This is a genomic window from Neisseria sp. HMSC073G10, assembly GCF_001812605.1.
GTDB lineage: Bacteria > Pseudomonadota > Gammaproteobacteria > Burkholderiales > Neisseriaceae > Neisseria > Neisseria subflava_A.
The window spans coordinates 1-24,696 of the sequence record NZ_KV809506.1 but is presented as its reverse complement, the minus strand read 5'-3'; the positions used below and the strand labels follow the sequence as shown (position 1 = coordinate 24,696).

Genomic DNA, 24,696 nt, shown 5'->3' with positions numbered 1-24,696 from the left:
AGGCCGTCTGAATATTCAGACGGCCTTTTGTTTTACGGTTTATTCGTTGACGAACGTTACACCGGTCAGTTGCGATTGCAAAATAGCCGTGCGCAAAGCAGTCAGTGCTTTGGGACGGACAAAGTTGCGGCGATAGGCCAAAACGACACGGCGGTGCGGTGCAGTGCCTTCAAACGGGATAATGCTGAAAAGCATATGGTCGTTTTCGGTCAATGCGGTAGCAGGCATGACGCTGATGGCCAAACCGCTGGCAACCATGTGGCGGATGGTGTTGATGGAGCTGCCTTGCAGGGTATTGGTCAAACCTTGGATTTTCTGTTTGGAAGCCAATTCGGAACAGCTCGCCAACACTTGGTCGCGCATACAGTTGCCTTCGGACAGCAGCAACACTTGTTCTTCGCCCAAAAGCTGAGGCGTAACGGCATCGAGTTCTTCAAAGTGATGTCCTTTGGGAACAATGACGAAGAAAGGTTCGTCATACAGAGGCTCGGTCACGATGCCCGGCTCTTGGAATGGTTCGGCAACGACGATTGCATCGACATCGCCACGTTTGAGCGACTCGGTCAGGATGTGGGTATAGTTCTCTTCCAGCATCAGCGGCATTTTCGGTGCGGTTTCACGCAGCGCGGTAATGAGCTTGGGCAGAAGGTAGGGGGCAACGGTGAAAATCAGGCCAAGTTTGAACGCGCCTTCCAATTCGTTTTGCTCTTCATTAGCAAGGTGCTTGATGAGTTCCGCTTCTTCCAGAACCCGGCGGGCTTGGGCGACAATGCGCTCGCCCGCTTCGGTCGTGATGATGTCGTTGCTGCTACGGTCGAACAGGGATACCGACAGCTCTTCCTCCAGCTTTTTGATGGCGATGGAGAGGGTGGGCTGGCTGACAAAGCAGCGTCGTGCGGCACGTCCGAAGTGACGTTCTTGTGCGACGGCTACGATGTAACGCAATTCGGTCAAGGTCATGTGTTAAGCCTTTTTTTGTTCCGGCAGGGTGATGTTCAGCTCAAGAACGTCCAAGCCGTCTTGTTTCTCTTGGGAGATGCGGATGTCGTCCAATGATACGTTGACGTATTTGGACAGGACTTCCAACAACTCTTTACGCAGGGTCGGCAGATAGTCCGGAGCTTGGCCTTCTTGTGCGCGTTCTTGCGCGATGATGATTTGCAGGCGGTCGCGCGCGACTGTGGCGGTTTTCGGCTTTCTGCCGAACAGCATATCGAGCAGTGACATGTATTAACCTCCGAACAGTCGTTTTAAGAAGCTTTTCTTCTCAGCTTCGAGGAAACGCATTTCGCGGTTTTCACCCAAGAGGCGGGCGATAACGTCTTTGTAGGCTTCTGCTGCTGCGGCATTGTCTTGGTGGATGACAGGTTCGCCGGCATTGGAAGCTTGCAGAACGTTTTGTGATTCAGGAATCACACCGATCAACGGAATACGCAAGATGTCGCAGATATCTTGTACAGACAGCATTTCGCCTTTAGCCACGCGCTCAGGGGAGTAGCGGGTAATCAGCAGGTGCTCTTTAACAGTGCCGCCTTGTTCGGCTTTGCGTGATTTGCTTTGCAAAATGCCCAAGATACGGTCGGAGTCGCGGACGCTGGATACTTCCGGGTTAGTGGTAATGATGGCTTCGTCGGCAAAGTAGAGCGCCATCAGTGCACCTTGTTCGATACCGGCAGGGGAGTCGCAGATGATGAATTCGAAGCCCATTTTTTTGCTGGCCAGCTCTTTCATCACGTTGTCCACGCCTTCGCGGGTCAGTGCGTCTTTATCGCGGGTTTGCGATGCAGGCAGGATGTAGAGGTTTTCGCAGTTTTTGTCTTTAATCAGGGCTTGGTTGAGAGTCGCTTCGCCGTGGATGACGTTGATGAGGTCGTATACGACGCGGCGTTCGCAACCCATAATCAGGTCAAGGTTGCGCAAACCGACGTCGAAGTCGATCACGGCAGTTTTGTGGCCGCGCAGGGCCAGGCCGGTTGCGATGCTGGCGCTGGTAGTGGTCTTGCCTACGCCGCCTTTACCTGAAGTTACTACGATGATTTTGGACACGATATTTCCTTTTTAAGTACTGATGTTTATTCGGCGTCGATTGCGCTGATAACCAGTCGGTTGTCTTGCAATGATACTTGTACGGGTTTTTTGTGCAGATGCTCGGGCAGGTCTTGCTCGAAGTTGCGGTAGATGCCGGCAACGGAGACTAATTCGGCCTGCATGGAATGGATAAAGATGCGTGCGTTGGTATTGCCTTTTGCACCGGCCAACGCTCTGCCGCGCATGGGGGCGTAAATATGGATGTTGCCGTCGGCGATAAGTTCCGCACCTTGGCTGACGATGCCGGTAACGATGAGGTCGCCGTTTTCAGCGTAAACCTGCTGGCCGGTACGCACGGGCGTGCTGACCAATACAGTCGGATTGTTGATAACGGTCGCTTGTACGTCTTGCGGCTGCGGTGCTTGGCGAGGAGTAGGTGCTGCCTGTGTGTCGGCTGCCTGGTTGGAGTTGCCTTGTTTGAAGACCAAGTGGTAACGCGCTGCCGCTGCCGCCCATGTGTCGCTGGTGTGGTGCAGCCCTAAAATTTGCATACCGTAACGGGCAAACAGGGAAATCATGCCGCCCAAATCGATGGATTCGGGATGGTCGAAATCTTGTACGTCTAAAATGAAGGGAACGAATTCGTCTTGGGATTGGCCTGCCAGTTGGCGCAGGAATTCTTCCAATTCGGTTAGATCTGCGGTGTGCAGATGGATGGATAAGACGTCCAAACGTGACGTTTTTATGTCGAATGCGGGTTTCATTGTAATGAAATAATAAAATTTTTTAATGACGTAAGTTTACCGTGTAAATCTTGGCTATTCAATCTGTTTGGCCGTCTGAAACCAAAATATTTTGTTTGAACGTTTTTCAGCTGTATTTAGTGTGGTTTTTTGGTGTGAACGTAGGTTTCAGACGGCCTTGGGGAAGGGGTAGCCGTGTGTGTCGATGTCATCGGCGGCGGCCCACGGCGTGTGGATGAGGGTGGATGGCAGGTGCGCCAATTCGGGGAGGTAACTGCGGATGTAGCTGCCGTCGGGGTCGATTTGGTGCGAACGGTGGGCATAGAGGACGGTGGCCGTGTCTTGTGCGGCGAGGTGCCAGTTGGCTTGGTTGAGCGCGGGGTCGGTGCCGGTTTGGACGGAGGCTGTCCACGCGATGCCTTGGTTGGGGTCGAAGTTGAGCGCATGGCAGAAATAGTGGGCGCACAGCTGCTGGAGAACGGGGTGTAAGTGGCCGGTGGCTTCGAGGCCGCGGATGGCGGCGTCGATGATGGGCACGCCGATTTGGCCGTGTCGCCAGTATTCGCGTACCGGAGCAGCATCGGTTGTTTCGGGCAGGCGGCGGTGGTAGGCGAGCTGGTAGCAGTAGTCGCGGAAAATAAGCTTGTCCAGCCACTCGAAATGTCGGTTTGCCAAGCCTTCAGCAGCCAGTAGGCGCGGTGAAATGCAGCCTGCGGACAGGTAGGCATTGAGGAGGCTGGTGTTTTTTCGTGCCGGAAAATTTTGGGTAATCGGGTAGTGAACCAAATTCTGTTTGAACGCGTGCCATTGCGTTAAGGCTGCGGTTTCGCCGCCCTGCTGATAGGCAGGCAATATTGCTCCGGTATGGGCTGGAAACAGTGGAACGTTTTGTCCGGTTTGAACAGGCAATTCGGTTTCAGACGGCCTTTGTCCTGAATAAGCCTGCAACCATGCTTGTTTATAGGCGGCAAAATCGGTGTAGGGCAAGCCGTTGGCATCCATAAGGGGGGATTTGGCCAAAATGCCGCGGTCGTTGGCGTGTTGCAGGGCAATGCCTGCTTGGTCGAAATTGTGCCAGAGGTGGTTGTCTTGGCGGATTTCGGCTTCGGTGTAGGCTTCGTCTGTGATGACGGTATGGGCATTGAGCGCAGCAGCCAAGGGGAGGAGGTCTTCGTCGGAAGCGACGACGTGTAAAGGAATATGGTGCGCCGCCAGACGGGTATGCAGCTCTTGTGCGGCTTGATAATGGAACAGGCTTTGACGCGGATTGTGGTTTTCAGACGGCCTTTGGCTGACCCAGACACAGGCGATGGGCAAACCGCTTGCAACGGCGGCATTAAGCGCGGCATTGTCGTGCAGGCGGAGGTTGCGGCGGAACCAGACAAGGACGTGAGCAGATTTCATGAGCATGTTCCGACGGAAAAAGGGGAAACCATTTTATCAGAATCGGCCTCATGTATCAGGCCGTCTGAAAAATCTTTTGGTTTGATTTCGCTATATAATTTTGGTTTTAGCAATGAGGCGGCAACCATGATCGAGCAAACCGTTTTGGCACTCATTACCTGCCAAACCTATCCTGAACCATCGGACAACCTGAAAACATTGGCGGCATGCTTGGAAAGCATGGGCGTGAAAACCGTATTTGATGTGTGGCAAAACCATCCGTCCGCGCCGTTTTTACTGCCTTTGTGCGCATGGGATTATGCCGCCGAACCCGAAGCCTTCCGCCAATGGCTGGAACATGCCGGGCAGGCGGGGCAGCGTTTTATCAATCCGCCCGAATTGATGGCTTGGAATATGGAAAAGACTTATTTGTGCGATTTGGCGGCGCGCGGAGCGCAAGTGATTCCCAGTGTGTTCGTTCCGCCGCAAAAAGCCGAATTGGCCGACATCCTGAACCAACAGGGCTGGACGGAAGCGGTCATCAAGCCGGCATTTGGGCAGAGCGGCAAAGGCGTGGTTAAAGTTTGTGCGGAGGCATTGGACGTGAACATGGCGGATTATCCGCAAGGTATGATTGTTCAACCTTATATCCGCGAAATCGAAACAGCAGGCGAAACATCGCTGGTGTTTTTCAACGGCGCATTCAGCCATGCCGTGCGCCGTCAGCCGCCGCAAGGCGAATGGCGCGCCAACTCGGCCTATGGTGTGTCGGTGTTCGGTATTGAGCCACCCGAGTTTGCCATCAGTGCCGCACAAGACGTACTGGCCGCTTTGCCGCAAATGCCGGTTTACGCCCGAGTGGACGGTACATTGGTCGGCGATACCTTCCTGCTCAATGAATTGGAACTCATCGAGCCAGCCCTGTATTTGCACACCAGCGAAGGCGCGACAGAACGCTTTGCCCGACTGTTGGCGCAGTTACTTGGGCAACATTCATCAACCTGAATCAATATAGTTAACAAGCATCAGGCCGTCTGAAAACCATCTTTCAGACGGCCTGAGGCTTTTTTAAAACAAGATTTGCGTGTTTGTATTTTTCAATAATGTGCCATTTGTCGATTGTGTCATTTTAATTTTTGCAGTCTTAATTGATGGTTGATTAACTTTCATTTGGCATTTTATCTCGGCCGCAGCCTTTATTTTTAGTGGATTGTAAACAATCTGACCGGTCTAAATAGATATCTTTTTAGGGTAAAACCTCAAAAATCTTTTTAAAAAGAAAGATATTGTCTTATTGAATATTCTGTGCTGAAATTACATGACACTACAAAAAGTAGTGCATAAAAAATAAAACAGACAAAGGAGAAAGCCATGCAATTGTTTTTAGACAATCTCAAAGCCTTTTTCGAAACCATCAGCGGCTGGGTCTGGGGACCTATTATGTTGATGCTGCTGGTCGGTACGGGCATTTTGCTGACCGTTTTGCTGAAAGGCTTGCAGTTCACTATGTTGGGTTATGCGCTGAAACAGGCGTTTGTGCCGTCAAAGAAGCATGAAAACGGTGAAGACCACGAAGGCGATATTTCCCATTTCGCGGCGTTGATGACTGCGCTTTCCGCCACCATCGGTACGGGTAACATCGCCGGTGTGGCGACTGCGGTGGTAACCGGCGGCCCGGGCGCGGTATTTTGGATGTGGATGACCGCCATTTTCGGTATGGCCACCAAATACGGCGAGGGTGTGTTGGCGGTGAAATACCGCGTCACCAATTCCAAAGGCGAAATGTCCGGCGGCCCGATGTATTACATCGAAAAAGGCTTGGGCAAAAACTGGAAATGGATGGCCGTCGCATTTGCGCTGTTCGGCACATTCGCTTCCTTCGGTATCGGCAGCTCGGTGCAGTCCAACTCGGTTGCGCAGGCAGTGCAAACCAGCTTTGGCGTCGAACCTGCCTATACCGGCGTGATATTGACTGTATTAACGGCCATCGTGCTTTTGGGCGGCATTAAGGGCATTGCCAAAGCCGCGTCCTTTATCGTACCTGCCATGGCAGTGTTTTATGTGGTGGGCGGTATTGCCATTATCGTGATTAATTCCGATGTATTGATGCCCGCCGTCAAACTGATTTTCTCCGATGCGTTTAGCGCGCAAGCCGTTGCAGGCGGCGCCATCGGTACGGTCATCCGCTACGGCGTGGCGCGCGGCGTGTTCTCCAATGAGGCGGGTATGGGTTCTGCGCCGATTGCCGCCGCCGCCGCGAAAACCGACCACCCCGTCCGTCAGGCTTTGGTTTCCATGACCGGTACGTTTTTAGACACCATCGTCGTTTGCTCGATTACCGGTATCGTGTTGGTCATGGGTCTGCTCGGTGCAGGCGGCGAGTTTGTGAAACCTGAATTGAGCGGCGCGGCGCTGACAACCGTTACTTTCCAAAAAATGCTGCCCGGCATCGGCGGTTGGATTGTCACCATCGGTCTGATTTTCTTCGCTTACTCAACCATTCTAGGCTGGTGCTACTACGGCGAGAAATGTGCGGTTTATGTATTCGGCGAGAAATTTGCCGGTCTGTACCGCATCGGTTATGTTTCTTCCGTCATGCTGGGTACAGTCTTGAGCCTTGATTTGGTATGGCTGGCTTCAGATACCTTCAACGGTCTGATGGCGCTGCCCAACCTGATCGCACTCCTTTTAATGGCTAAAGTAATCGTCAATGAAACGCGTGACTTCAAACAGAAAGTCAGAAACGGAGAGTTGCCACATTGATGCCTGAGGTCGTCTGAAAATGTGTTTCAGACGACCTGATATCTGTATTTTTGAAAAAAGTCAGAGGAGGAGAAAAATGAAAGTGCTTGTTTTAGGTGCTGGTGTTGCCGGCGTATCTTCCGCGTGGTATCTGGCAGAGGCAGGACATGAAGTAACGGTCATCGACCGCGCCGAGGGCGTGGCGATGGAAACCAGTTTTGCCAATGCAGGCCAGCTTTCCTACGGCTATACCACGCCTTGGGCGGCACCCGGTATCCCGACCAAAGCACTGAAATGGCTGTTTAAAAGCCATCCGCCTTTGCTGTTTCGCCCTGACGGCAGCCTGTATCAAATCGAATGGCTGTGGCAAATGCTGCAAAACTGCACGTCAGCGCGCTATCAAATCAATAAAGAGCGCATGGTCAGGATTTCTGAATACAGCCGAGAAATGTTCCGCCGTTTTGAAGCGCAAACCGGCATGAATTTTGAAGGGCGCAAAAAAGGGACGTTGCAGATTTTCCGCCAAGCCAAAGAAGTTGAAGCGGCAGAACAAGACATTGCCGTTTTGGAACGCTACGGCGTGCCGTACCGCCGTCTGAAACCCGAAGAATGCGCAGAGTTTGAGCCTGCGCTGGCACGCGTTACCGCCAAAATTGCCGGTGGCCTGCACCTGCCCGCAGACGCGACCGGCGACTGCCACCTCTTCACTGAAAACCTATACAAATTGTGTCAGGAAAAGGGAGTACAGTTTCATTTCAACCGAACCATCCGCCGCATCGAACAGGGCGGCCAGCGCATCAGCGCAGTGGAAACCGAAACAGAACGGTTTGAAGCAGATGCCTTCGTCTGTGCGCTCGGCTGCTTCAGCAGGACGGTTTTGGCGCAGTTGGACCTCGATCTGCTCATTTACCCCGTCAAAGGCTATTCCTTGACCCTGCCTGTCACAAACTCAGACGGCGCGCCAGTGTCCACCGTTTTGGATGAAAGCTACAAAGTCGCCATCACGCGCTTTGACAACAGAATCCGCGTCGGCGGCATGGCGGAATTATCGGGCTACGAAATCAAACTGCCCGAAAAACGCCGCGAAACCCTGGCTTTGGTCGTCAACGATTTGTTCCCCGAAGGCGGCGACTTGAATCAGGCATTGTTCTGGAGCGGCCTCAGACCAATGACGCCCGACAGCACGCCGTTAATCGGGCGCACCCGCTTTGACAACCTGTTCCTAAATACAGGCCACGGCACTTTGGGCTGGACCATGTCGCTGGGTTCGGCAAAATTAACCGCCGATATCGTGAGCGGTAAAGACACCGAAATCCGCAGCGATGATTTGAGCCTGTCGCGCTATCAGGCTTAAGCTGGAAAGCGATAAGGTTTAGTGACATTTCAAACTTAAAGGCCGTCTGAAAATTATTTTTCAGACGGCCTTTTGTTTCAAAATCTGTGTACCTAATCAATAAAATAAATAATAACTATTATCATATGCATTAAAAAGTGTTAGTCTGAACCTGTCCCAGCTTTTAGCGCAGGTTTTCTCATGCCCGATTTTTCGATGTCCAATTTGGCCGTTGCCTTTTCCATCACGCTGGCCGCTGGTTTGTTTACCGTATTAGGCAGCGGCTTGGTGATGTTTTCCAAAACGCCCAATCCGCGCGTGTTGTCGTTTGGTTTGGCATTTGCCGGCGGTGCGATGGTATATGTTTCCCTGACGGAAATTTTCAGTAAATCCAGCGAGGCATTCGCTGAAATTTATGATAAAGACCACGCGTTTGCGGCGGCGACCATGGCATTTTTGGCTGGGATGGGCGGCATTGCGCTGATCGACCGCCTGGTGCCGAACCCGCATGAAACCTTAGATGCGCAAGACCCGTCGTTTCAAGAAAGTAAACGCCGCCATATCGCGCGAGTCGGTATGATGGCGGCGTTTGCGATTACGGCGCACAATTTCCCCGAAGGTTTGGCGACGTTTTTTGCCACCTTGGAAAATCCGGCGGTCGGGATGCCTTTGGCCTTGGCGATTGCCATCCATAATATTCCGGAGGGCATTTCCATCGCCGCGCCGGTTTATTTTGCCACCCGCAGCCGTAAGAAAACGGTATGGGCGTGTCTGCTATCAGGCTTGGCCGAGCCTTTGGGGGCGGCTTTGGGCTATTTGGTTTTGCAGCCGTTTTTATCGCCTGCCGTGTTTGGTTCGGTGTTCGGCGTGATAGCCGGTGTGATGGTGTTTTTGGCGTTGGACGAGTTGTTGCCGGCCGCCAAACGCTATTCAGACGGCCATGAAACCGTTTACGGCCTGACAACGGGCATGGCGGTGATTGCCGTCAGCCTGGTATTGTTCCATTTTTAAAACCCGTATGCCAAAGGCCGTCTGAAATGATTCAGACGGCCTTTTTGCGTTATAATCCGCACATCAAAAATAACCTTAATTTCACAAAGTTCCATCATGTTAGACAAATACAATCCAGCCGAAATCGAATCCAAACATTATCAAAACTGGGAAAAGCAGGGCTATTTCCAGCCTGATATGGATTTGACCAAACCGTCTTTCTCCATCCAACTGCCGCCGCCCAATGTAACCGGCACGCTGCACATGGGCCATGCCTTCAACCAAACCATTATGGACGGCCTGACCCGCTATTACCGCATGAAAGGCTGCAACACCGCCTGGATTCCGGGCACCGACCACGCGGGCATCGCCACGCAAATCGTGGTCGAGCGTCAGCTTGCCGCACAAAACGTATCCCGTCATGACTTGGGCCGCGAAAAATTCTTGGAAAAAGTGTGGGAATGGAAAGAAGTTTCCGGCGGCACGATTACGCAGCAGATGCGCCGCGTGGGTTGCTCTGCCGACTGGACGCGCGAGTATTTCACGATGGACGACGTGCGCGCCGAAACCGTGACCGAAGTGTTCGTGCGCCTTTTTGAACAAGGCTTGATTTACCGCGGCAAACGCTTGGTGAACTGGGATCCAGTATTGGGTACCGCAGTGTCGGATTTGGAAGTGGAAAGCGTGGAAGAACAAGGCTCTATGTGGCACATCCGCTATCCGCTGGCCGACAATCCCGCCGAAGCCGTTATCGTGGCAACCACCCGCCCTGAAACGCTGCTGGGCGACGTTGCCGTTGCCGTCAATCCCGAAGACGAACGTTATACCCACTTAATCGGCAAAGAATTGATCCTGCCGCTGACCGGCCGCACCATCCCCGTGATTGCTGACGAATACGTTGAAAAAGATTTTGGCACCGGCTGCGTGAAAATCACGCCTGCGCACGACTTCAACGACTATGAAGTCGGCAAACGCCACGACACGCGCCTGATTAATGTGTTCGACTTGGAAGCCAAAGTGCTGGCAAACGCCGAAGTGTTCAACTTCAAAGGCGAAGCGCAACAAGGCTTTGCCCTGCCTGAAAAATACGCAGGCTTGGACCGCTTTGCCGCGCGCAAACAAATGGTTGCCGATTTGCAAGAACAAGGCTTCTTGGTCGAAATCAAACCGCACACGCTGATGACGCCGAAAGGCGACCGTACCGGTTCAGTGATTGAGCCGATGCTGACCAGCCAATGGTTTGTCGCCATGTCCGCCACGCCAAACGGCGGCGAGCCTGACAGCGAATTCAAAGGCTTAAGCCTTGCCGACAAAGCCAAAAAAGCCGTCGACAGCGGCGCAGTGCGCTTTATCCCTGAAAACTGGGTCAACACCTACAACCAATGGATGAACAACATCCAAGACTGGTGTATCTCGCGCCAACTGTGGTGGGGCCATCAAATCCCTGCGTGGTATGACAACGAAGGCAATGTGTACGTTGCCCGCAATCAGGAAGAAGCCGAAAAACAAGCCGGCAAAACCGGTTTGATCCGCGAAGAAGACGTATTGGATACATGGTTCTCCTCCGCGCTCGTGCCGTTCTCCACATTGGGCTGGCCGTCTGAAACCGACGAACTCAAAGCCTTCCTGCCGTCCAACGTCTTGGTCACCGGCTACGAAATCATCTTCTTCTGGGTGGCGCGCATGATTATGATGACCACCCACTTCACCGGTAAAGTACCGTTTAAAGACGTGTACATCCACGGCATCGTGCGCGACCATGAAGGCAAAAAAATGTCCAAATCCGAAGGCAACGTCATCGACCCTGTGGATTTGATTGACGGCATCGACTTGGAAAAACTGCTGGTGAAACGTACCACCGGCCTGCGCAAACCCGAAACCGCGCCGAAAGTGGAAGAAGCAACCAAAAAACTCTTCCCCGAAGGCATTCCGAGCATGGGTGCGGACGCATTGCGCTTCACCATGGCGAGCTACGCCAGCCTCGGCCGCAGCGTCAACTTCGACTTCAAACGCGCCGAAGGCTACCGCAACTTCTGCAATAAATTGTGGAACGCCACCAACTTCGTGTTGATGAACACCGAAGACAAAGACTGCGGCCAAGACGAAATGCAGCCGTTGGCGTTTACCTTTGCCGACCAATGGATTATCGGCAAACTGCAACAAGCCGAAGCCGCCGTTGCCGAAGCCTTTGAAACCTACCGCTTCGACCTTGCCGCGCAAACGCTGTACGAATTTGTGTGGAACGAATATTGCGACTGGTACATCGAGCTGGCAAAAGTGCAAATCCAAACCGGCTGCCCGACAACCCAGCGCACCACACGCCGCACCCTCGTGCGCGTACTCGAAACCATCCTGCGCCTGCTGCACCCAATCATGCCGTTCATTACCGAAGAGCTGTGGCAGGTCGTTGCGCCTCTGGCGAATGCCAAAACCGCCGACAGCATTATGTTGGCCGCTTATCCGCAAGCCGATAAAGAGAAAATCGTTCAGACGGCCTTCGATAAAATGGCCGCATTGAAAGACTTGGTGGAAGAAGTGCGCAAACTGCGCGGCGAAATGGGTATCGCGCCAAACGTCAAAGCACCGCTCTTTGTCGAAGGCAGTGCAGAACTCGAAGGCCTGCTCAAATACCTGCCGTCGCTGACCCGACTGACCGAAGCCAAGCTGGTGGACAGCCTGCCCGAAGCGGAAGACGCCCCCGTCGCCGTCTGCAACGGCGCGCGCCTGATGTTGAAAGTTGAAATCGACAAAGCCGCCGAAACCGCCCGTTTGAGCAAAGAAGCCGAGAAGCTGCAAAAAGCCTTGGACAAACTCAATGCCAAACTCTCCAAACCCGGCTACACCGAAAAAGCCCCGGCGCATTTGGTGGAAAAAGACAAAGCCGATTTGGCGGAATTGGAAGACAAAATGGCGAAAGTTCAAATTCAGTTGGCGAAGTTGAAAGACTGATTTTGATTTAAACAAGGCCGTCTGAAAACCTGAAACTAGGGTTTTCAGACGGCCTCATTAAAAGGAAATCAAATGATGGACTTCATCGTGCCTATATTGTTCATCGTCGCCATCGTCGTACTTCATATTTATACCTGCTTTACCGAAGCCGTCCACCTCAACAAATGGCGGCCGTGGTTGATTATTCTACTGTTGATTTTGACCGGCACTTGGTTTATCTACTTCGTCAGTCGTACCGCACTGATGAAGTTGGGTGTCCAGCTGGTGCTGATTGCCGGTCTCGTGATTTATATTTCTTGAACGTCCGCCTGCAGTAAAATACTCGCAAAGGCCGTCTGAAAATGCAGCTTCAATGTCGTTGCAACTTTTCAGACGGCCTCTTTTAAGAAAGGAAATAGATGAAACTCTTTATTTTGCCGGTGCTTTTATCCGCAACAACCGCCCTGGCTTCTCCGATTGTCGGTACATGGCATTGCGTTGGCTCTGATGAAAACATTCACAGTGATACAAAAGTCGAATATCTTCAGGACGGCAGTTTCCGTGGCGACGCTAAGCTCAAAGTGGACGATGACGGCAATGTCTTAGCGTACCATGTTGTCGGTGGGGGTAAATGGCGTTTTGCGAACAATGCCTTAACTCAAAGCCAAATCAAGTACAGCGAAGTTTCACGACTCCATAGCCCTGAAACATTGGCATGGTTGGAAGAATCAGAAGACGGCCAATTCTTGGAAAGCATGATATACACCGGATTGGTTGCGCAGATGGACAAGCCCGGAGAAGATGAAGTGTATCAACTGGATAAAACAGGCAAATTGGTGTCTGAAGACGGGACTGCCCGTGAGGTATGTACGAAAGTGAAGTAAAAAGCGACCATAGGTCAGATAGGTTTGTCTGATTGATGGCTGAGATAACAAAGGCCGTCTGAAACTTAAATTTCAGACGGCCTTTTTCTTTTTCTTAATCCATCAAATTCAATCAAACCAAACAATCTGACTTTCATCCACGCTGATGCGGATTTCCTGTCCGGTTTGCGGTTTTTCCGTATCGTGGTCGGCGTGGGGATACCAAATCAAATCGCCGTATTGCGGATGGGTGAGGGTGAGGCGTATGCCTTCGGCGAGAGGAATGGCTTCGCTGATACGGACGGCTGTGCCGTTCGGGTTGAATCGGATGGCGTGTTGGGGGATGTAGCGTGTGTCGCCGGTGTTGGCCAAACCGAGCAGCAGGGCGGCTTGGGCGTTGACGGGGCGGCGGATAAGGGTTTCCGGCGTGCCGTGTTGGAGGATGCGGCCTTCGTGCATGATGGCGATGGTGTCGGCCATGGTGCAGGCTTCCTCGGCGGAGTGGGTCACGAGGATGGCGGGGATGTTTTGACTGCGGATGCGTTCGGCGGTCAGGGTGCGCAGGTGGTGGCGCAGGTGGGTGTCGAGGCTGGAGAAGGCTTCGTCCAAGAGCAACAGCGACGGACGCGTGATTAGGGCGCGCGCGAGGGCGAGGCGTTGCTGTTCGCCGCCGGAGAGGCTTTCGGGTTTGCGTTGCGCTTCGTGTTCCAAACCGATGTCGCGCAAGGCCTGCATGGATTGTTCTTCGATTTCGGCTTTGGGCAGACGGCGCATTTTGAGGCCGAAGCCGACGTTGTCGAGGGCGGTTAAATGCGGCAAAAGGGCGTAGTCTTGAAACATCAGCGAGATATTGCGTTTTTCAGACGGCATGTCGGTGATGTTGTCGCCGTTGAGCCAGACTTCGCCGCTGTCGGGACGCACCAGGCCGACGATGGTTTTGAGCAGGGTGGATTTGCCGCAGCCGGAGCGGCCGAGTACGGCGAGGATTTCGCCTGCTTCGACGTTTAGGTTGATGTCTTGGGCAACGGTTTTGCTGCCGAAGCGTTTGTTGATGTTTTTGAGTTGCAACATGGTTTCAGACGGCCTTTAAAAATGGGGTCGGCAACGGATGCTGTCGAGCCATGCGGACAGCGGATGTTTGGGGTCGATCAGGCCGTATCGATGGCAGGCTTCGATCGTGACCAACTGGGCATCGTGCATCATGTGTCCGCCCAACATGGCATCAAGCAGGGTGAGGATGTCCATCAGTTCAAAACCGGCGACTTCTCCGTCTTGGTTGGCGGGTTGGAAGCCTTCGGGCAGGACGATGTCGAAGATATACAGGATTTCGTTGTGGATACCGCGATTAACGGGGCGCAAACTGTATATCTGGGCGGTCGGTCGGATATGGGGTGTCATAGAAGCGGGAATGCCTGCTTCTTCTTCGCCTTCGCGGCAGACGGCTTCAGACGGCCTCTCGCCGCTGCTGATACCGCCGCCGGTCAGGTTGTCGAGTTTGTTCGGATCAACGGCCTTGTGCGGACTGCGGCGGCCTATCCAAAAGCGCAAACCGTCTTCTGTTTCGACCAATCCGTTCAAATGCACTGCCTGACTCATCAGGCCGAACGGACGGAAGGCAGCGCGTTCGAGTGCGCATAAAGGCTTGCCCGACTGGTCGCAGATGTCAAACTTTTCATCGCGCCAACCTTTGAGCCAACCGCATTCGCGCCATTGTTGCGCCAGAGTTTGCAAACTGTCGCCCATTTCTGCCCAGCTGTCGGTTTCCAAATTCAGGCCGTCTGAAAGGGTCGACTGCCTGCCTGTCCAATCGCGCCCGAGGCGTTCGCGCCATAACGGGTTCAGACGGCCTAAAGACAGGCCGTTGAGATACAGAATGCACCAATCGTCGGATGCGCCATAGCTGGTTTGCGCCCAATCCCACAATGCGTCGTGGACATCGGACGCGAATACCTGTTCAAAACGGAAAGACTGAGACATGGCGCATCCTCCAAAAGAACTAAAGATACGTCGATTTTAGCCGTTTACGGCGAATTTGCAAAACAACCGCACTACCCGAAAACCGCTATAATAGAGTAAACCATCCGAAACGAGCACATCATGAGCGAATTGAGCGAAATCCTCACCTATAACCAACATTTCGTCGAAACGGGCGAATACGAAAAATACTTTACCAACAAATACCCCGGCCGCGAGCTGGCCATTCTTTCCTGCATGGACGCACGCATTATCGAACTGCTGCCCAATGCCTTGGGCTTGAAAAACGGTGACGCCAAGCTCATCAAAAACGCCGGTGCGCTGGTGACCCACCCTTGGGGTTCGGTGATGCGCAGTTTGTTGGTCGCCGTATTTGAACTCAAAGTCAAAGAAATCATGGTCATTGCCCACCACGACTGCGGTATGCGCGGACTACACGCCGAAGAGTTCCTCCAACGCGTACACGACAGCAATATCCCCGACGACCGCATCGAAACCCTGCGCAATGCCGGTATCGATTTGGACGGCTGGCTTACCGGTTTTGACAACGTCGAAGACAGCGTGCGCCACACAGTCGAGCTGATTCGTAAACATCCGCTGATGCCCGACAACATCGCCATCCACGGCCTGGTCATCCACCCGACCACAGGCAAGCTCAACCTGATTGTTGACGGCAGCCTGCCTGCTTCAGACGGCCAAAACATCTAACGCAGACACCACCACGAAATGAAAAATATCGGATTATTCGGCGGCACGTTTGACCCCATCCACAACGGCCACCTCCACATCGCCCGCGCCTTCGCCGACGAAATCGGTTTGGACCTTGTCGTCTTCCTGCCGGCAGGCGACCCGTACCACAAAGACAGCACGCGCACGCCGGCACAAGAGCGCCTCAATATGGTCGAACTCGCCATTGCCGACGAGCCGAAATTCGCCGCCAGCGACTGCGACATTGTCCGCGACGGCGCAACTTATACGTTTGACACCGTCCAAATCTTCCGCCAGCAGTTTCCCGGCGCGCAACTGTGGTGGCTGATGGGCAGTGACAGCCTGATGCAGCTGCACACATGGAAAAAATGGCAAACCCTCGTGCGCCAGACCCATATCGCCATCGCCATGCGCCAAGGCGACAACCTCAACAAAACCCCGCGCGAATTGCACGCATGGCTCGGCGAAGCCCTGCAAAACGGCAGCGTCCGCATCCTCAACGCGCCGCTGCACAACACCAGCTCCACCCAAATCCGTGCCAATCTCGCCAAAACCCACCATTCAGACGGCCTGCCACAACCCGTCGCCCAATATATCCGCCAACACAAACTCTATGAAAAATAGCGTTTATTCAGGCAGATAAGCTATAATGCCGTCTGAAAACATTTCAACTAGGAAAATAATGAACGAACAAGAATTGCAAGACCTGCAAAAAATGGTCGAAGTGGCCGTAAACGCCCTCGAAGACATCAAAGCCAAAGACATCTCTGTTTTGGAAACCCAAGACAAAACCTCCCTGTTCGCCCGTATGATTATTGCCAGCGGCGACAGCACACGCCAAGTCAAAGCACTGGCAAACAACGTTGCCGTCGATTTGAAAGAAGCCGGTTTTGAAATCCTCAGCACCGAAGGCGACAGCGGCGAATGGACGCTCGTCGACGCAGGCGACCTCGTTGTCCACGTCATGCTCCCTGCCGTGCGCGACTTCTACGACATCGATACCTTGTGGGGCGGAGAAAAACCGAGTTTCCACGCCGGTATGCAAAAACCTTGGCACGCCGCCGACTAAAACGGTTTATCCATACAAAGGCCGTCTGAAACTTGAAAGCAAGCAAGTTTCAGACGGCCTTTTGCTATAATTCCATTCTTTTCACATTATTTAATTCATTGCACCATCATGCCGCAACCCGATTTCGCCCAAACCCTCTCCAAAGACCGCCATTTTCTGCGATCTGCCTTTAAAAACCCCAATAAATACGGCGGCTTGGCCAAGGTTGAGGAAAAATACAAAAAATCGCACGATCTCTATCTGCAACGCCTGTCCAAACTGCCCAAGCCCGAATTCGACAACACGCTGCCCGTTCACGAAAAACTCGACGAAATCAAAAAAGCCATTGCCGAGAATCAGGTAACGATTATCTGCGGCGAAACCGGTTCGGGCAAAACCACGCAGTTACCCAAGATTTGTTTGGAACTCGGGCGCGGGGCGGCAGGATTGATCGGGCATACCCAGCCGCGCCGTTTGGCCGCGCGTTCCGTAGCAGAGCGGATTGCCGAAGAGCTGAAATCCGAAATCGGCAGCGCGGTCGGCTATAAAGTACGCTTTACCGACCACACCTCGCGCGATGCCTGCGTCAAGCTGATGACCGACGGCATCCTGTTGGCAGAAACTCAGACCGACCGTTATCTCGCCGCCTACGACACGATTATCATCGATGAAGCACACGAACGCAGCCTGAACATCGACTTCCTCTTGGGCTACCTGAAACAACTGCTGCCGCGCCGCCCCGATTTGAAAGTCATCATCACCTCGGCAACGATAGACGCAGAACGTTTCTCCCAACACTTCAACGGTGCGCCTGTTTTAGAAGTGAGCGGGCGTACCTATCCCGTTGAAATCCTCTACCGACCGCTGACCAGCAAAGACGAAGACGACGCGGAAGTAGAGCTGACCGACGCGATTGTCGATGCGGCGGACGAATTGGTGCGACACGGCGAAGGCGATATTTTGGTGTTCCTACCGGGAGAACGCGAAATCCGCGAAGCCACCGAAGCCCTGCGCAAATCCACGCTGCGCCGCAACGACGAAATCCTGCCCCTGTTCGCACGCCTGTCGCACGCCGAGCAGCACAAAATCTTCCACCCCTCAGGCGCGAAACGCCGCGTCGTGTTAGCAACCAACGTCGCCGAAACCTCGCTTACTGTGCCGGGCATCAAATACGTTATCGACACCGGTCTCGCGCGCGTCAAACGCTATTCCGCACGGGCGAAAGTGGAACAGCTTCATGTAGAGAAAATCTCCCAAGCCGCCGCCCGCCAACGCTCCGGCCGCTGCGGCCGCGTCTCCGCAGGCGTATGTATCCGACTGTTTTCAGAAGAAGATTTCAACAGCCGCCCCGAATTTACCGACCCAGAAATCGTCCGCAGCAACCTCGCCGCCGTCATCCTGCGCATGGCATCGCTGAACTTGGGCGACGTAGCAGCATTCCCGTTTTTAGAAATGCCCGATTCGCGGTATATCAATGACGGTTTTCAGGTGTTGCTGGAATTGGGGGCGGTGGAGGCCGTCTGAAAATAAAAACTTTCTTCATAAAAAGGCAGGCCATGTTTCATTTTCAGACGGCCTAAATCATTGAGAAACTAAAAACTATTGAAAAGGGAATATTGGGTTTTAAAACCCAATCGGTAAATTTTTTATTGTGAAATATTAATGATGAAAAAATCTTTCCTCACGCTTGTTCTGTATTCGTCTTTACTTACTGCCAGCGAAATCGCCTATCGCTTTGTATTCGGGATTGAAACTCTGCCGACTGCGAAAATTGCGGAAACGTTTGCGCTGACATTTGTGATTGCTGCGCTGTATCTGTTTGCGCGTTATAAGGTGACGCGTTTGTTGATTGCGGTGTTTTTTGCGTTCAGCATTATTGCCAACAATGTGCATTACGCGGTTTATCAAAGTTGGATAACGGGCATTAATTATTGGCTGATGCTGAAAGAGGTTACCGAAGTCGGCAACGCGGGCGCGTCGATGTTGGATAAGTTGTGGCTGCCTGCGTTGTGGGGCGTGTTGGAAGTCGTGCTGTTTTGCAGTCTTGCCAAATTCCGCCGTAAGACGCATTTTGCCGCCGATATTTTGTTTATTGCGGCGATGTTGCTGATTTTTGGACGTTCATTCAGTACGACGCAGGAACACGGTATTTCGCCCAAACCGACATATAGCCGTATCAAAGCCAATTATTTCAGCTTCGGTTATTTTGTCGGGCGCGTATTGCCGTATCAGTTGTTTGATTTAAGCAAGATTCCTGTGTTCAAACAGCCTGCACCAAGCAAAATCGGGCAGGGCAGTGTTCAAAATATCGTCTTGATTATGGGCGAAAGCGAAAGCGCGGCGCATTTGAAATTGTTTGGCTACGGACGCGAAACTTCGCCGTTTTTGACCCAACTGTCGCAAGCCGACTTTAAGCCGATTGTGAAGCAAAGCTATTCTGCCGCTTTGATGACGGCTGTGTCCCTGCCCAGCTTTTTCAATGCGATACCGCATGCCAACGGCTATGAGCAAATCAGCAGCGGCGATACCAATATGTTCCGCCTTGCCAAAGAGCAGGGCTATGAAACGTATTTTTACAGCGCGCAGGCTGAAAACGAGATGGCGATTTTGAACTTAATCGGTAAGAAATGGATAGACCATCTGATTCAGCCGACGCAGCTTGGCTACGGCAACGGCGACAATATGCCCGATGAGAAGCTGCTGCCCTTGTTCGACAAAATCAATTTGCAGCAGGGCAAGCATTTTATCGTGTTACACCAACGCGGTTCGCACGTCCCATACGGCGCATTGTTGCAGCCTCAAGATAAAGTATTCGGCGAAGCCAATATTGTGGATAAGTACGACAACACCATCCACAAAACCGACCAAATGATTCAAACCGTATTCGAGCAGCTGCAAAAGCAGCCTGACGGCAACTGGCTGTTTGCCTATACCTCCGATCATGGCCAGTATGTGCGCCAAGATACCTACAATCAAGGCACGGTGCAGCCCGACAGCTATCTTGTGCCGCTGGTGTTGTACAGCCCGGATAAGGCCGTGCAACAGGCTGCCAACCAGGCTTTTGCGCCTTGCGAGATTGCCTTCCATCAGCAGCTTTCAACGTTCCTGATTCATACGCTGGGATACGATATGCCGGTTTCAGGTTGTCGCGAAGGCTCGGTAACGGGCAATCTGATTACGGGCGATGCAGGCAGCTTGAACATTCGCGATGGCAAAGCGGAATATGTTTATCCGCAATAAGCGGCGTGAAAACCAATAAAGACAAATTTAGATGATGTCGGGGAAGATGCCCGACCGACAAGACTATGCAAAATATGAAGAACCAAGTACGCGGATCAGGCATGGATGCACGATCCAATCCAGTCAATGTTTCAGACGGCCTGCAAAATAGTTCGGGCCATATCGGTGCCAACACGCGCTACCGCCTGACCAAACTCGGCGAACAAATGGCGCGCCTGCCCATCGACCCGAAAATCGCGCGCATTTTGCTAGCGGCGAAGAAACACGACTGCATGGCGGAAATATTGGTGATCGCGTCCGCACTGTCGATTCAAGACCCGCGCGAGCGGCCGCTGGAAGCACGCGATGCCGCGGCCAAGGCGCACGAGCGTTTTACCGACAAGCAATCCGATTTCCTTGCCTATCTGAATATTTGGGACAGCTTCCAGCGTGAGCGCGACAAAGGTTTGTCCAACAAGCAGCTGGTGCAATGGTGCCACCAATATTTCCTGTCACACCTGCGTATGCGCGAATGGCGCGAGCTGCACCACCAGCTTGCCCAAACCGCGATTGAAATGGGTTTGACCACTAAGGAAGCCGCGTTTCGACAACCTCCTTCCCAAGAACAATTAAGGCCGTCTGAAAGCCAAGGCGACCAAGATTTGGCGGCCAAACTCAAACAAAAACAACTGGATAAGAAACAACACCGCGCCCAAATCCGCGCCGCAAAAGAAGCCGGCTACGAACAAATCCACCGCGCCCTGCTCACCGGCCTTATCGCCAACGTCGGCATGAAATCACCCGACGGCAACGACTATACCGGCGCGCGCGGCAGCCGTTTCCACCTTTTTCCTGCATCAGCCCTGTTCAAAGCCAAACCCAAATGGGTGATGGCGGCAGAATTGGTTGAAACCACGCGCCTTTACGCGCGCGACGTCGCCGTTATCCAGCCCGAATGGATCGAGCAGGAAGCGCCGCACCTCGTCCGCTACCATTATTTCGAGCCGCACTGGGAACAAAAACGCGGCGAAGTCGTCGCCAGCGAACGCGTTACGCTTTACGGCCTGACCGTATTGCCGCGCCGCCCCGTGTCTTACGGCAAAGTTGCGCCCGAAGAAGCGCGTGAAATCTTTATCCGCGGCGCATTGGTGGCGCAAGAAAGCAATCTTCAGACGGCCTTTTTTGCCCACAATAAAAAGCTGATTAAAGAAATTACCGAACTCGAACACAAATCGCGTAAGCAAGACGTATTGGTCGATGACGAAGCCCTGTTTGCGTTTTATAACGAACGCCTGCCCGAGCTGGTGTGGAAAGACGCGAAAGGCGGCGTTTGGGGAAGCGAAGAGGGCGGACAAACCCAGTCGGACAAAATGGCCGATCAAAACGGACAAGCAAACCAGCGCAACGCAGGACGCGTGGCGCAAGCCACGCACGCAGATGCCAATGATGCGGACAACCGCAAGCGTGAACCGAGTTCACACACCCTACAAAATGTTTCAGACGACCCCAAACTCAAAAAGCAGCCAGCATCTCAAAAAGGCTGTCTGAAACCATTGCCCCTTGCCGATATCCGCACCTTTGAAGCCTGGCTCAAAACCGCCGAGCGCGACAATCCGCGTCTGCTGTTCCTCAGCCGCGACGATCTGATGCAACACGCCGCCGCGCACATTACCGAAGAACAGTTCCCCAAATTCTGGCAAACCGCAGACGGCAAGTTCAAACTTTCCTACCGCTTCGAGCCGCACCATCCGCTCGACGGCGTGACCATGACCGTGCCGCTGACCGTCCTCAACCGCCTGCACGCGCCGTCGCTCGAATGGCTGGTGCCCGGTATGTTGCGCGAAAAAATCCAGCTGCTGATTAAAGCACTGCCGAAGCAAATCCGCCGCATTTGCGTGCCCGTACCCGATTTCATCACCAAATTCCTCGAAAGCAATCCCAACCGCCAAGCGGCCATCATTCCCCAGTTGGCACACTTTATCGCCAAAAGCGCCGGCGATATGCGGATTCTCGAGCAAATCGACCAAGACGCATGGGCGGCGCAAGAATTGCCCGAACACTGCTATCTGAATCTGCGCATTATCGATGACGGCGGACAAGAGCTTGCCGGCGGCCGCAAACTGCACGAATTGCAACAACAACTCGGCCAAGCCGCCGCCGTCACCTTCCGCGACAACACTCAAGAATTCGAGCGCGACAACGTTACCGCATGGGATATCGGCACCTTACCCGAATCCATCAAATTCGCACGCGGCAAACAACAGCTCACCGGCTACCTCGGCCTGCAAAAAGAAAAAGACGGCCGCATCGCTCTGCGCCTGTTTGACACCAACGAAGCCGCCGAACAGGCACACCGTCAAGGCGTGATCGAACTCATGAAACTGCAACTAAAAGAACAAGTTAAAGACCTGAACAAAGGCATCCAAGGCTTCACCCAAGCCGCCATGCTGCTCAAACACATCAACGCTGACACCCTGCGCGACGACCTCACCCAAGCCGTCTGCGACCGCGCCTTTATCGGCGAAGACGAGCTGCCGCGCAACGAAAAAGCCTTCAAAGAACAAATCAAACGCGCCCGCAGCCGCCTGCCCGCCGTCAAAGAAGCCCTCAGCCGCTACTTGCAGGAAACCGCAGCCGCCTACGCCGAACTCAACGGCAAACTCGGCAAACATCCATTGACCCACCTCCTAAGACTACGCCTGCAAACCCTGCTCGCCGCCGGCTTTGCCACCCGCACCCCGTGGACACAATGGCCGCGCCTCCCCATCTACCTCAAAGCCATGACCCTGCGCCTTGAAAAATACAGCAGCAACCCTGCCCGCGACGCAGCCCGAGAAGTCGATATACGGGAATTGGAACAAATGTGGCAGGAAAAAACCGACAGCCTGATCAAACAAGGATTGCCCGTTTCAGACGACCTCGCCGCGTTTAAATGGATGATTGAAGAATTGAGAGTGTCGCTGTTTGCACAGGAATTGAAGACACCGTATCCGGTGTCGGTGAAGAGGTTGTTGAAGGTGTGGGGAAATATCTAAAATATTTACGACTAACAGGAGCTAATAATATGTCAAATATTACTGATGAATTAACAAAAATAATACGTGAAAATCAAGGCAATCCTTTTCTTTTTATAGGCTCTGGCTTATCAAGAAGATATTTAGGTCTTGAAGACTGGAAGGGGTTATTAGAGAAATTTTCTATTACTAAAGAATTTGGATACTATTTATCTTCAGCCAATGAAGATTTAGCAACTGCAGCAGGCTTATTAGCTAAGGACTTTCATGAACTATGGTGGAGCGACTCACAATACGAAGAATCCAGAAATTCTTTTAAAGAAACAAAAAACCAAAGTTCTGCTTTAAAGTTTGAAATATCTAAATATCTAAAACAACTAACTAAAAATTATGTTGATCCAGCATATGAAACTGAAGTTAGGATGCTGGAAGATTCAAATATTGATGGAATAATTACAACAAACTGGGATACGCTATTGGAACAACTATTCCCAGACTATGTAAAATATATTGGCCAAAAAGAACTCATATTTTCAACTAGTTATGGAGTTGGTGAGATATACAAAATACATGGATGCTCCACAGAGCCAAACTCTCTAGTATTGACTAATACAGATTATAATAAGTTTCAAGAAAGAAATAGCTATTTAACAGCAAAATTAATTACTATTTTTGTAGAGCATCCTGTAATATTTATTGGTTATTCGCTTGGTGATAAAAATATACAGAATATTTTAGCAAATATCGTCAAGTGTTTAGATGGTGACTCCTCTAAGCTAGCTAATTTGCAAAAAAATTTAATTTTTGTACAGCGAGCCGGTGGAGAAGAAGATACTATCATGAATAGTTCAATTACTATCCAAGAGATTAGCCTTCCTATTACAACTATCAAAACTGATGATTTTTGTAAAGTATATCAGGCATTGCATAATGTACGAAGAAAAATACCAGTTAAAATACTGAGGATATGTAAAGAGCAAATATATGAACTGACTTATAAAAAAGATGATGATGTATCTCTTGAAAAACTTTATGTTATGGATATTGATAGAATTTCAAACTATGAAGATGTTGAGGTTGTTGTTGGAGTTGGAATACAGAATAAATTAAACAAGATCACTGATTTAGGATATTCTAATATTGAGCACAAAGATATCCTTTTAGATGCCATAGAAGATAATTGTGCATATGATGCTAGGAAATTACTTACTCTAATGATAGGGGAAACTTCTTCAAAAATTAAGTATATTCCTGTATTTAAATACCTAAAAATAATAGATATTGATTCTTTAGATAAATATCGCGAATTTAGAGATAAAACTGGATGCAATCTAGACAGATTCGTAAATATAAATATCAATAAAATCCATCAAACGAGTAAAAATTACTCAAAAAAATTTAAACATGCTACAGAATCAGTTATAGATATTCTTGACTCTGATTCTAAAACTATAGATAAAATTAGGAAAGTTGTATTTTCTAAATTTTGCTTTGAGGAGTTAAAAAATGATAAAGCTATTTTGGATAGACTGAGTGATTTTCTACGCGGGATATCTAAAGATATTTTAAATGGGGAAAATGACTCCGCTATAGCAGAGCTTAAAAAGCTGATTGTTTTGCATGATTTATTGAAACATGGGTGGTAGCAAGCTGTAGCCTGCACGCACCCTACCTATGAATCATAAAGAGTGAGACCTTTGCAAAATTCCCCAAAATCCCCTAA

Annotated in this window: 21 protein-coding genes; 14 read left to right on the top strand and 7 right to left on the bottom strand. The window is 51.7% G+C overall.

Annotation, left to right across the window (positions count from 1 at the left end; translation table 11 throughout):
• Positions 1-39: 39 nt before the first annotated feature.
• From HMPREF2865_RS03605 to HMPREF2865_RS03585, 5 genes are all read right to left on the bottom strand, one after another.
• The gene (locus tag HMPREF2865_RS03605; RefSeq protein WP_049330768.1) at positions 40-960 is read right to left on the bottom strand and encodes a hydrogen peroxide-inducible genes activator; all 921 of its coding nucleotides are present in this window, start codon (positions 958-960) and stop codon (positions 40-42) included.
• Between the two features lie 3 nt (positions 961-963).
• Positions 964-1,227: a cell division topological specificity factor MinE gene (minE, locus tag HMPREF2865_RS03600; RefSeq protein ID WP_003680625.1), complete on the bottom strand. Its 264-nt coding sequence runs from the start codon at positions 1,225-1,227 to the stop codon at positions 964-966.
• 3 nt (positions 1,228-1,230) lie between these two features.
• Positions 1,231-2,046: a septum site-determining protein MinD gene (gene minD / locus HMPREF2865_RS03595; protein ID WP_070645666.1), complete on the bottom strand. Its 816-nt coding sequence runs from the start codon at positions 2,044-2,046 to the stop codon at positions 1,231-1,233.
• Between the two features lie 26 nt (positions 2,047-2,072).
• Positions 2,073-2,792, bottom strand: a complete 720-nt coding sequence (gene minC, locus HMPREF2865_RS03590; protein WP_070461264.1) for a septum site-determining protein MinC — start codon at positions 2,790-2,792, stop codon at positions 2,073-2,075.
• Positions 2,793-2,939: 147 nt separating this feature from the next.
• On the bottom strand, positions 2,940-4,175 hold the full coding sequence (locus tag HMPREF2865_RS03585; RefSeq protein ID WP_070645664.1) for an FAD-binding domain-containing protein: 1,236 nt from the start codon (positions 4,173-4,175) through the stop codon (positions 2,940-2,942).
• 126 nt (positions 4,176-4,301) lie between these two features.
• On the opposite strand from HMPREF2865_RS03585, the gene HMPREF2865_RS03580 reads away from it, so the two are divergent.
• The 7 genes from HMPREF2865_RS03580 to HMPREF2865_RS03550 all read left to right on the top strand — a co-directional run bounded on the left by HMPREF2865_RS03580 (position 4,302) and on the right by HMPREF2865_RS03550 (position 13,031).
• Complete coding sequence (locus HMPREF2865_RS03580; RefSeq protein ID WP_070645662.1) at positions 4,302-5,159, top strand: ATP-grasp domain-containing protein; 858 nt, start codon at positions 4,302-4,304, stop codon at positions 5,157-5,159.
• Positions 5,160-5,525: 366 nt separating this feature from the next.
• Positions 5,526-6,917 carry an alanine/glycine:cation symporter family protein gene (locus tag HMPREF2865_RS03575; protein WP_070645660.1) on the top strand — a complete coding sequence of 464 codons (1,392 nt, stop codon included), beginning with the start codon at positions 5,526-5,528 and terminating at the stop codon, positions 6,915-6,917.
• 76 nt (positions 6,918-6,993) lie between these two features.
• Entirely contained in the window at positions 6,994-8,250 is a 1,257-nt protein-coding gene (locus tag HMPREF2865_RS03570) for a D-amino acid dehydrogenase (protein WP_049336835.1), read from the top strand.
• Between the two features lie 180 nt (positions 8,251-8,430).
• The gene (gene zupT, locus HMPREF2865_RS03565; RefSeq protein ID WP_002224778.1) at positions 8,431-9,240 is read left to right on the top strand and encodes a zinc transporter ZupT; all 810 of its coding nucleotides are present in this window, start codon (positions 8,431-8,433) and stop codon (positions 9,238-9,240) included.
• 96 nt (positions 9,241-9,336) lie between these two features.
• Entirely contained in the window at positions 9,337-12,168 is a 2,832-nt protein-coding gene (locus HMPREF2865_RS03560; RefSeq protein WP_070645658.1) for a valine--tRNA ligase, read from the top strand.
• Between the two features lie 72 nt (positions 12,169-12,240).
• The gene (locus tag HMPREF2865_RS03555) at positions 12,241-12,468 is read left to right on the top strand and encodes an enterochelin ABC transporter (RefSeq protein ID WP_070645656.1); all 228 of its coding nucleotides are present in this window, start codon (positions 12,241-12,243) and stop codon (positions 12,466-12,468) included.
• Positions 12,469-12,566: 98 nt separating this feature from the next.
• Entirely contained in the window at positions 12,567-13,031 is a 465-nt protein-coding gene (locus tag HMPREF2865_RS03550) for a hypothetical protein (protein WP_070645654.1), read from the top strand.
• Between the two features lie 108 nt (positions 13,032-13,139).
• Here HMPREF2865_RS03550 and HMPREF2865_RS03545 read toward each other — a convergent pair whose 3' ends face one another.
• The gene (locus HMPREF2865_RS03545; RefSeq protein ID WP_070645652.1) at positions 13,140-14,081 is read right to left on the bottom strand and encodes an ABC transporter ATP-binding protein; all 942 of its coding nucleotides are present in this window, start codon (positions 14,079-14,081) and stop codon (positions 13,140-13,142) included.
• A gap of 15 nt (positions 14,082-14,096) precedes the next feature.
• On the bottom strand, positions 14,097-14,987 hold the full coding sequence (locus HMPREF2865_RS03540) for an NUDIX hydrolase (RefSeq protein WP_070645649.1): 891 nt from the start codon (positions 14,985-14,987) through the stop codon (positions 14,097-14,099).
• 120 nt (positions 14,988-15,107) lie between these two features.
• Between HMPREF2865_RS03540 and HMPREF2865_RS03535 the strand changes: the two genes are divergently transcribed.
• The 7 genes from HMPREF2865_RS03535 to HMPREF2865_RS03505 all read left to right on the top strand — a co-directional run bounded on the left by HMPREF2865_RS03535 (position 15,108) and on the right by HMPREF2865_RS03505 (position 24,619).
• Positions 15,108-15,692 carry a beta-class carbonic anhydrase gene (locus HMPREF2865_RS03535; protein ID WP_070645648.1) on the top strand — a complete coding sequence of 195 codons (585 nt, stop codon included), beginning with the start codon at positions 15,108-15,110 and terminating at the stop codon, positions 15,690-15,692.
• 18 nt (positions 15,693-15,710) lie between these two features.
• Positions 15,711-16,316 (top strand): nicotinate-nucleotide adenylyltransferase, encoded by a 606-nt coding sequence (gene nadD / locus HMPREF2865_RS03530; RefSeq protein ID WP_003749340.1) that lies wholly within the window; start codon positions 15,711-15,713, stop codon positions 16,314-16,316.
• A gap of 58 nt (positions 16,317-16,374) precedes the next feature.
• Positions 16,375-16,761, top strand: a complete 387-nt coding sequence (rsfS, locus tag HMPREF2865_RS03525; RefSeq protein ID WP_002246503.1) for a ribosome silencing factor — start codon at positions 16,375-16,377, stop codon at positions 16,759-16,761.
• 108 nt (positions 16,762-16,869) lie between these two features.
• Positions 16,870-18,264, top strand: a complete 1,395-nt coding sequence (hrpA, locus tag HMPREF2865_RS03520; protein ID WP_083309555.1) for an ATP-dependent RNA helicase HrpA — start codon at positions 16,870-16,872, stop codon at positions 18,262-18,264.
• A gap of 138 nt (positions 18,265-18,402) precedes the next feature.
• On the top strand, positions 18,403-19,980 hold the full coding sequence (lpt3, locus tag HMPREF2865_RS03515; protein ID WP_141752513.1) for a lipooligosaccharide phosphoethanolamine transferase: 1,578 nt from the start codon (positions 18,403-18,405) through the stop codon (positions 19,978-19,980).
• A 65-nt stretch (positions 19,981-20,045) separates the two neighbouring features.
• On the top strand, positions 20,046-22,994 hold the full coding sequence (locus tag HMPREF2865_RS03510) for a DUF3418 domain-containing protein (protein WP_083309554.1): 2,949 nt from the start codon (positions 20,046-20,048) through the stop codon (positions 22,992-22,994).
• 29 nt (positions 22,995-23,023) lie between these two features.
• Positions 23,024-24,619: an SIR2 family protein gene (locus tag HMPREF2865_RS03505; RefSeq protein WP_070645646.1), complete on the top strand. Its 1,596-nt coding sequence runs from the start codon at positions 23,024-23,026 to the stop codon at positions 24,617-24,619.
• Positions 24,620-24,696: the final 77 nt, after the last annotated feature.

What these genes read in the sequence shown, in the direction of transcription:
- HMPREF2865_RS03605 (WP_049330768.1), bottom strand. Translation starts at nt 960, where the DNA reads ATGACCTTGACCGAATTGCGTTACATCGTAGCCGTCGCACAAGAACGT.
- minE (WP_003680625.1), bottom strand. Translation starts at nt 1,227, where the DNA reads ATGTCACTGCTCGATATGCTGTTCGGCAGAAAGCCGAAAACCGCCACA.
- minC (WP_070461264.1), bottom strand. Translation starts at nt 2,792, where the DNA reads ATGAAACCCGCATTCGACATAAAAACGTCACGTTTGGACGTCTTATCC.
- HMPREF2865_RS03585 (WP_070645664.1), bottom strand. Translation starts at nt 4,175, where the DNA reads ATGAAATCTGCTCACGTCCTTGTCTGGTTCCGCCGCAACCTCCGCCTG.
- HMPREF2865_RS03580 (WP_070645662.1), top strand. Translation starts at nt 4,302, where the DNA reads ATGATCGAGCAAACCGTTTTGGCACTCATTACCTGCCAAACCTATCCT.
- HMPREF2865_RS03575 (WP_070645660.1), top strand. Translation starts at nt 5,526, where the DNA reads ATGCAATTGTTTTTAGACAATCTCAAAGCCTTTTTCGAAACCATCAGC.
- HMPREF2865_RS03570 (WP_049336835.1), top strand. Translation starts at nt 6,994, where the DNA reads ATGAAAGTGCTTGTTTTAGGTGCTGGTGTTGCCGGCGTATCTTCCGCG.
- zupT (WP_002224778.1), top strand. Translation starts at nt 8,431, where the DNA reads ATGCCCGATTTTTCGATGTCCAATTTGGCCGTTGCCTTTTCCATCACG.
- HMPREF2865_RS03560 (WP_070645658.1), top strand. Translation starts at nt 9,337, where the DNA reads ATGTTAGACAAATACAATCCAGCCGAAATCGAATCCAAACATTATCAA.
- HMPREF2865_RS03555 (WP_070645656.1), top strand. Translation starts at nt 12,241, where the DNA reads ATGATGGACTTCATCGTGCCTATATTGTTCATCGTCGCCATCGTCGTA.
- HMPREF2865_RS03550 (WP_070645654.1), top strand. Translation starts at nt 12,567, where the DNA reads ATGAAACTCTTTATTTTGCCGGTGCTTTTATCCGCAACAACCGCCCTG.
- HMPREF2865_RS03545 (WP_070645652.1), bottom strand. Translation starts at nt 14,081, where the DNA reads ATGTTGCAACTCAAAAACATCAACAAACGCTTCGGCAGCAAAACCGTT.
- HMPREF2865_RS03540 (WP_070645649.1), bottom strand. Translation starts at nt 14,987, where the DNA reads ATGTCTCAGTCTTTCCGTTTTGAACAGGTATTCGCGTCCGATGTCCAC.
- HMPREF2865_RS03535 (WP_070645648.1), top strand. Translation starts at nt 15,108, where the DNA reads ATGAGCGAATTGAGCGAAATCCTCACCTATAACCAACATTTCGTCGAA.
- nadD (WP_003749340.1), top strand. Translation starts at nt 15,711, where the DNA reads ATGAAAAATATCGGATTATTCGGCGGCACGTTTGACCCCATCCACAAC.
- rsfS (WP_002246503.1), top strand. Translation starts at nt 16,375, where the DNA reads ATGAACGAACAAGAATTGCAAGACCTGCAAAAAATGGTCGAAGTGGCC.
- hrpA (WP_083309555.1), top strand. Translation starts at nt 16,870, where the DNA reads ATGCCGCAACCCGATTTCGCCCAAACCCTCTCCAAAGACCGCCATTTT.
- lpt3 (WP_141752513.1), top strand. Translation starts at nt 18,403, where the DNA reads ATGATGAAAAAATCTTTCCTCACGCTTGTTCTGTATTCGTCTTTACTT.
- HMPREF2865_RS03510 (WP_083309554.1), top strand. Translation starts at nt 20,046, where the DNA reads ATGCAAAATATGAAGAACCAAGTACGCGGATCAGGCATGGATGCACGA.
- HMPREF2865_RS03505 (WP_070645646.1), top strand. Translation starts at nt 23,024, where the DNA reads ATGTCAAATATTACTGATGAATTAACAAAAATAATACGTGAAAATCAA.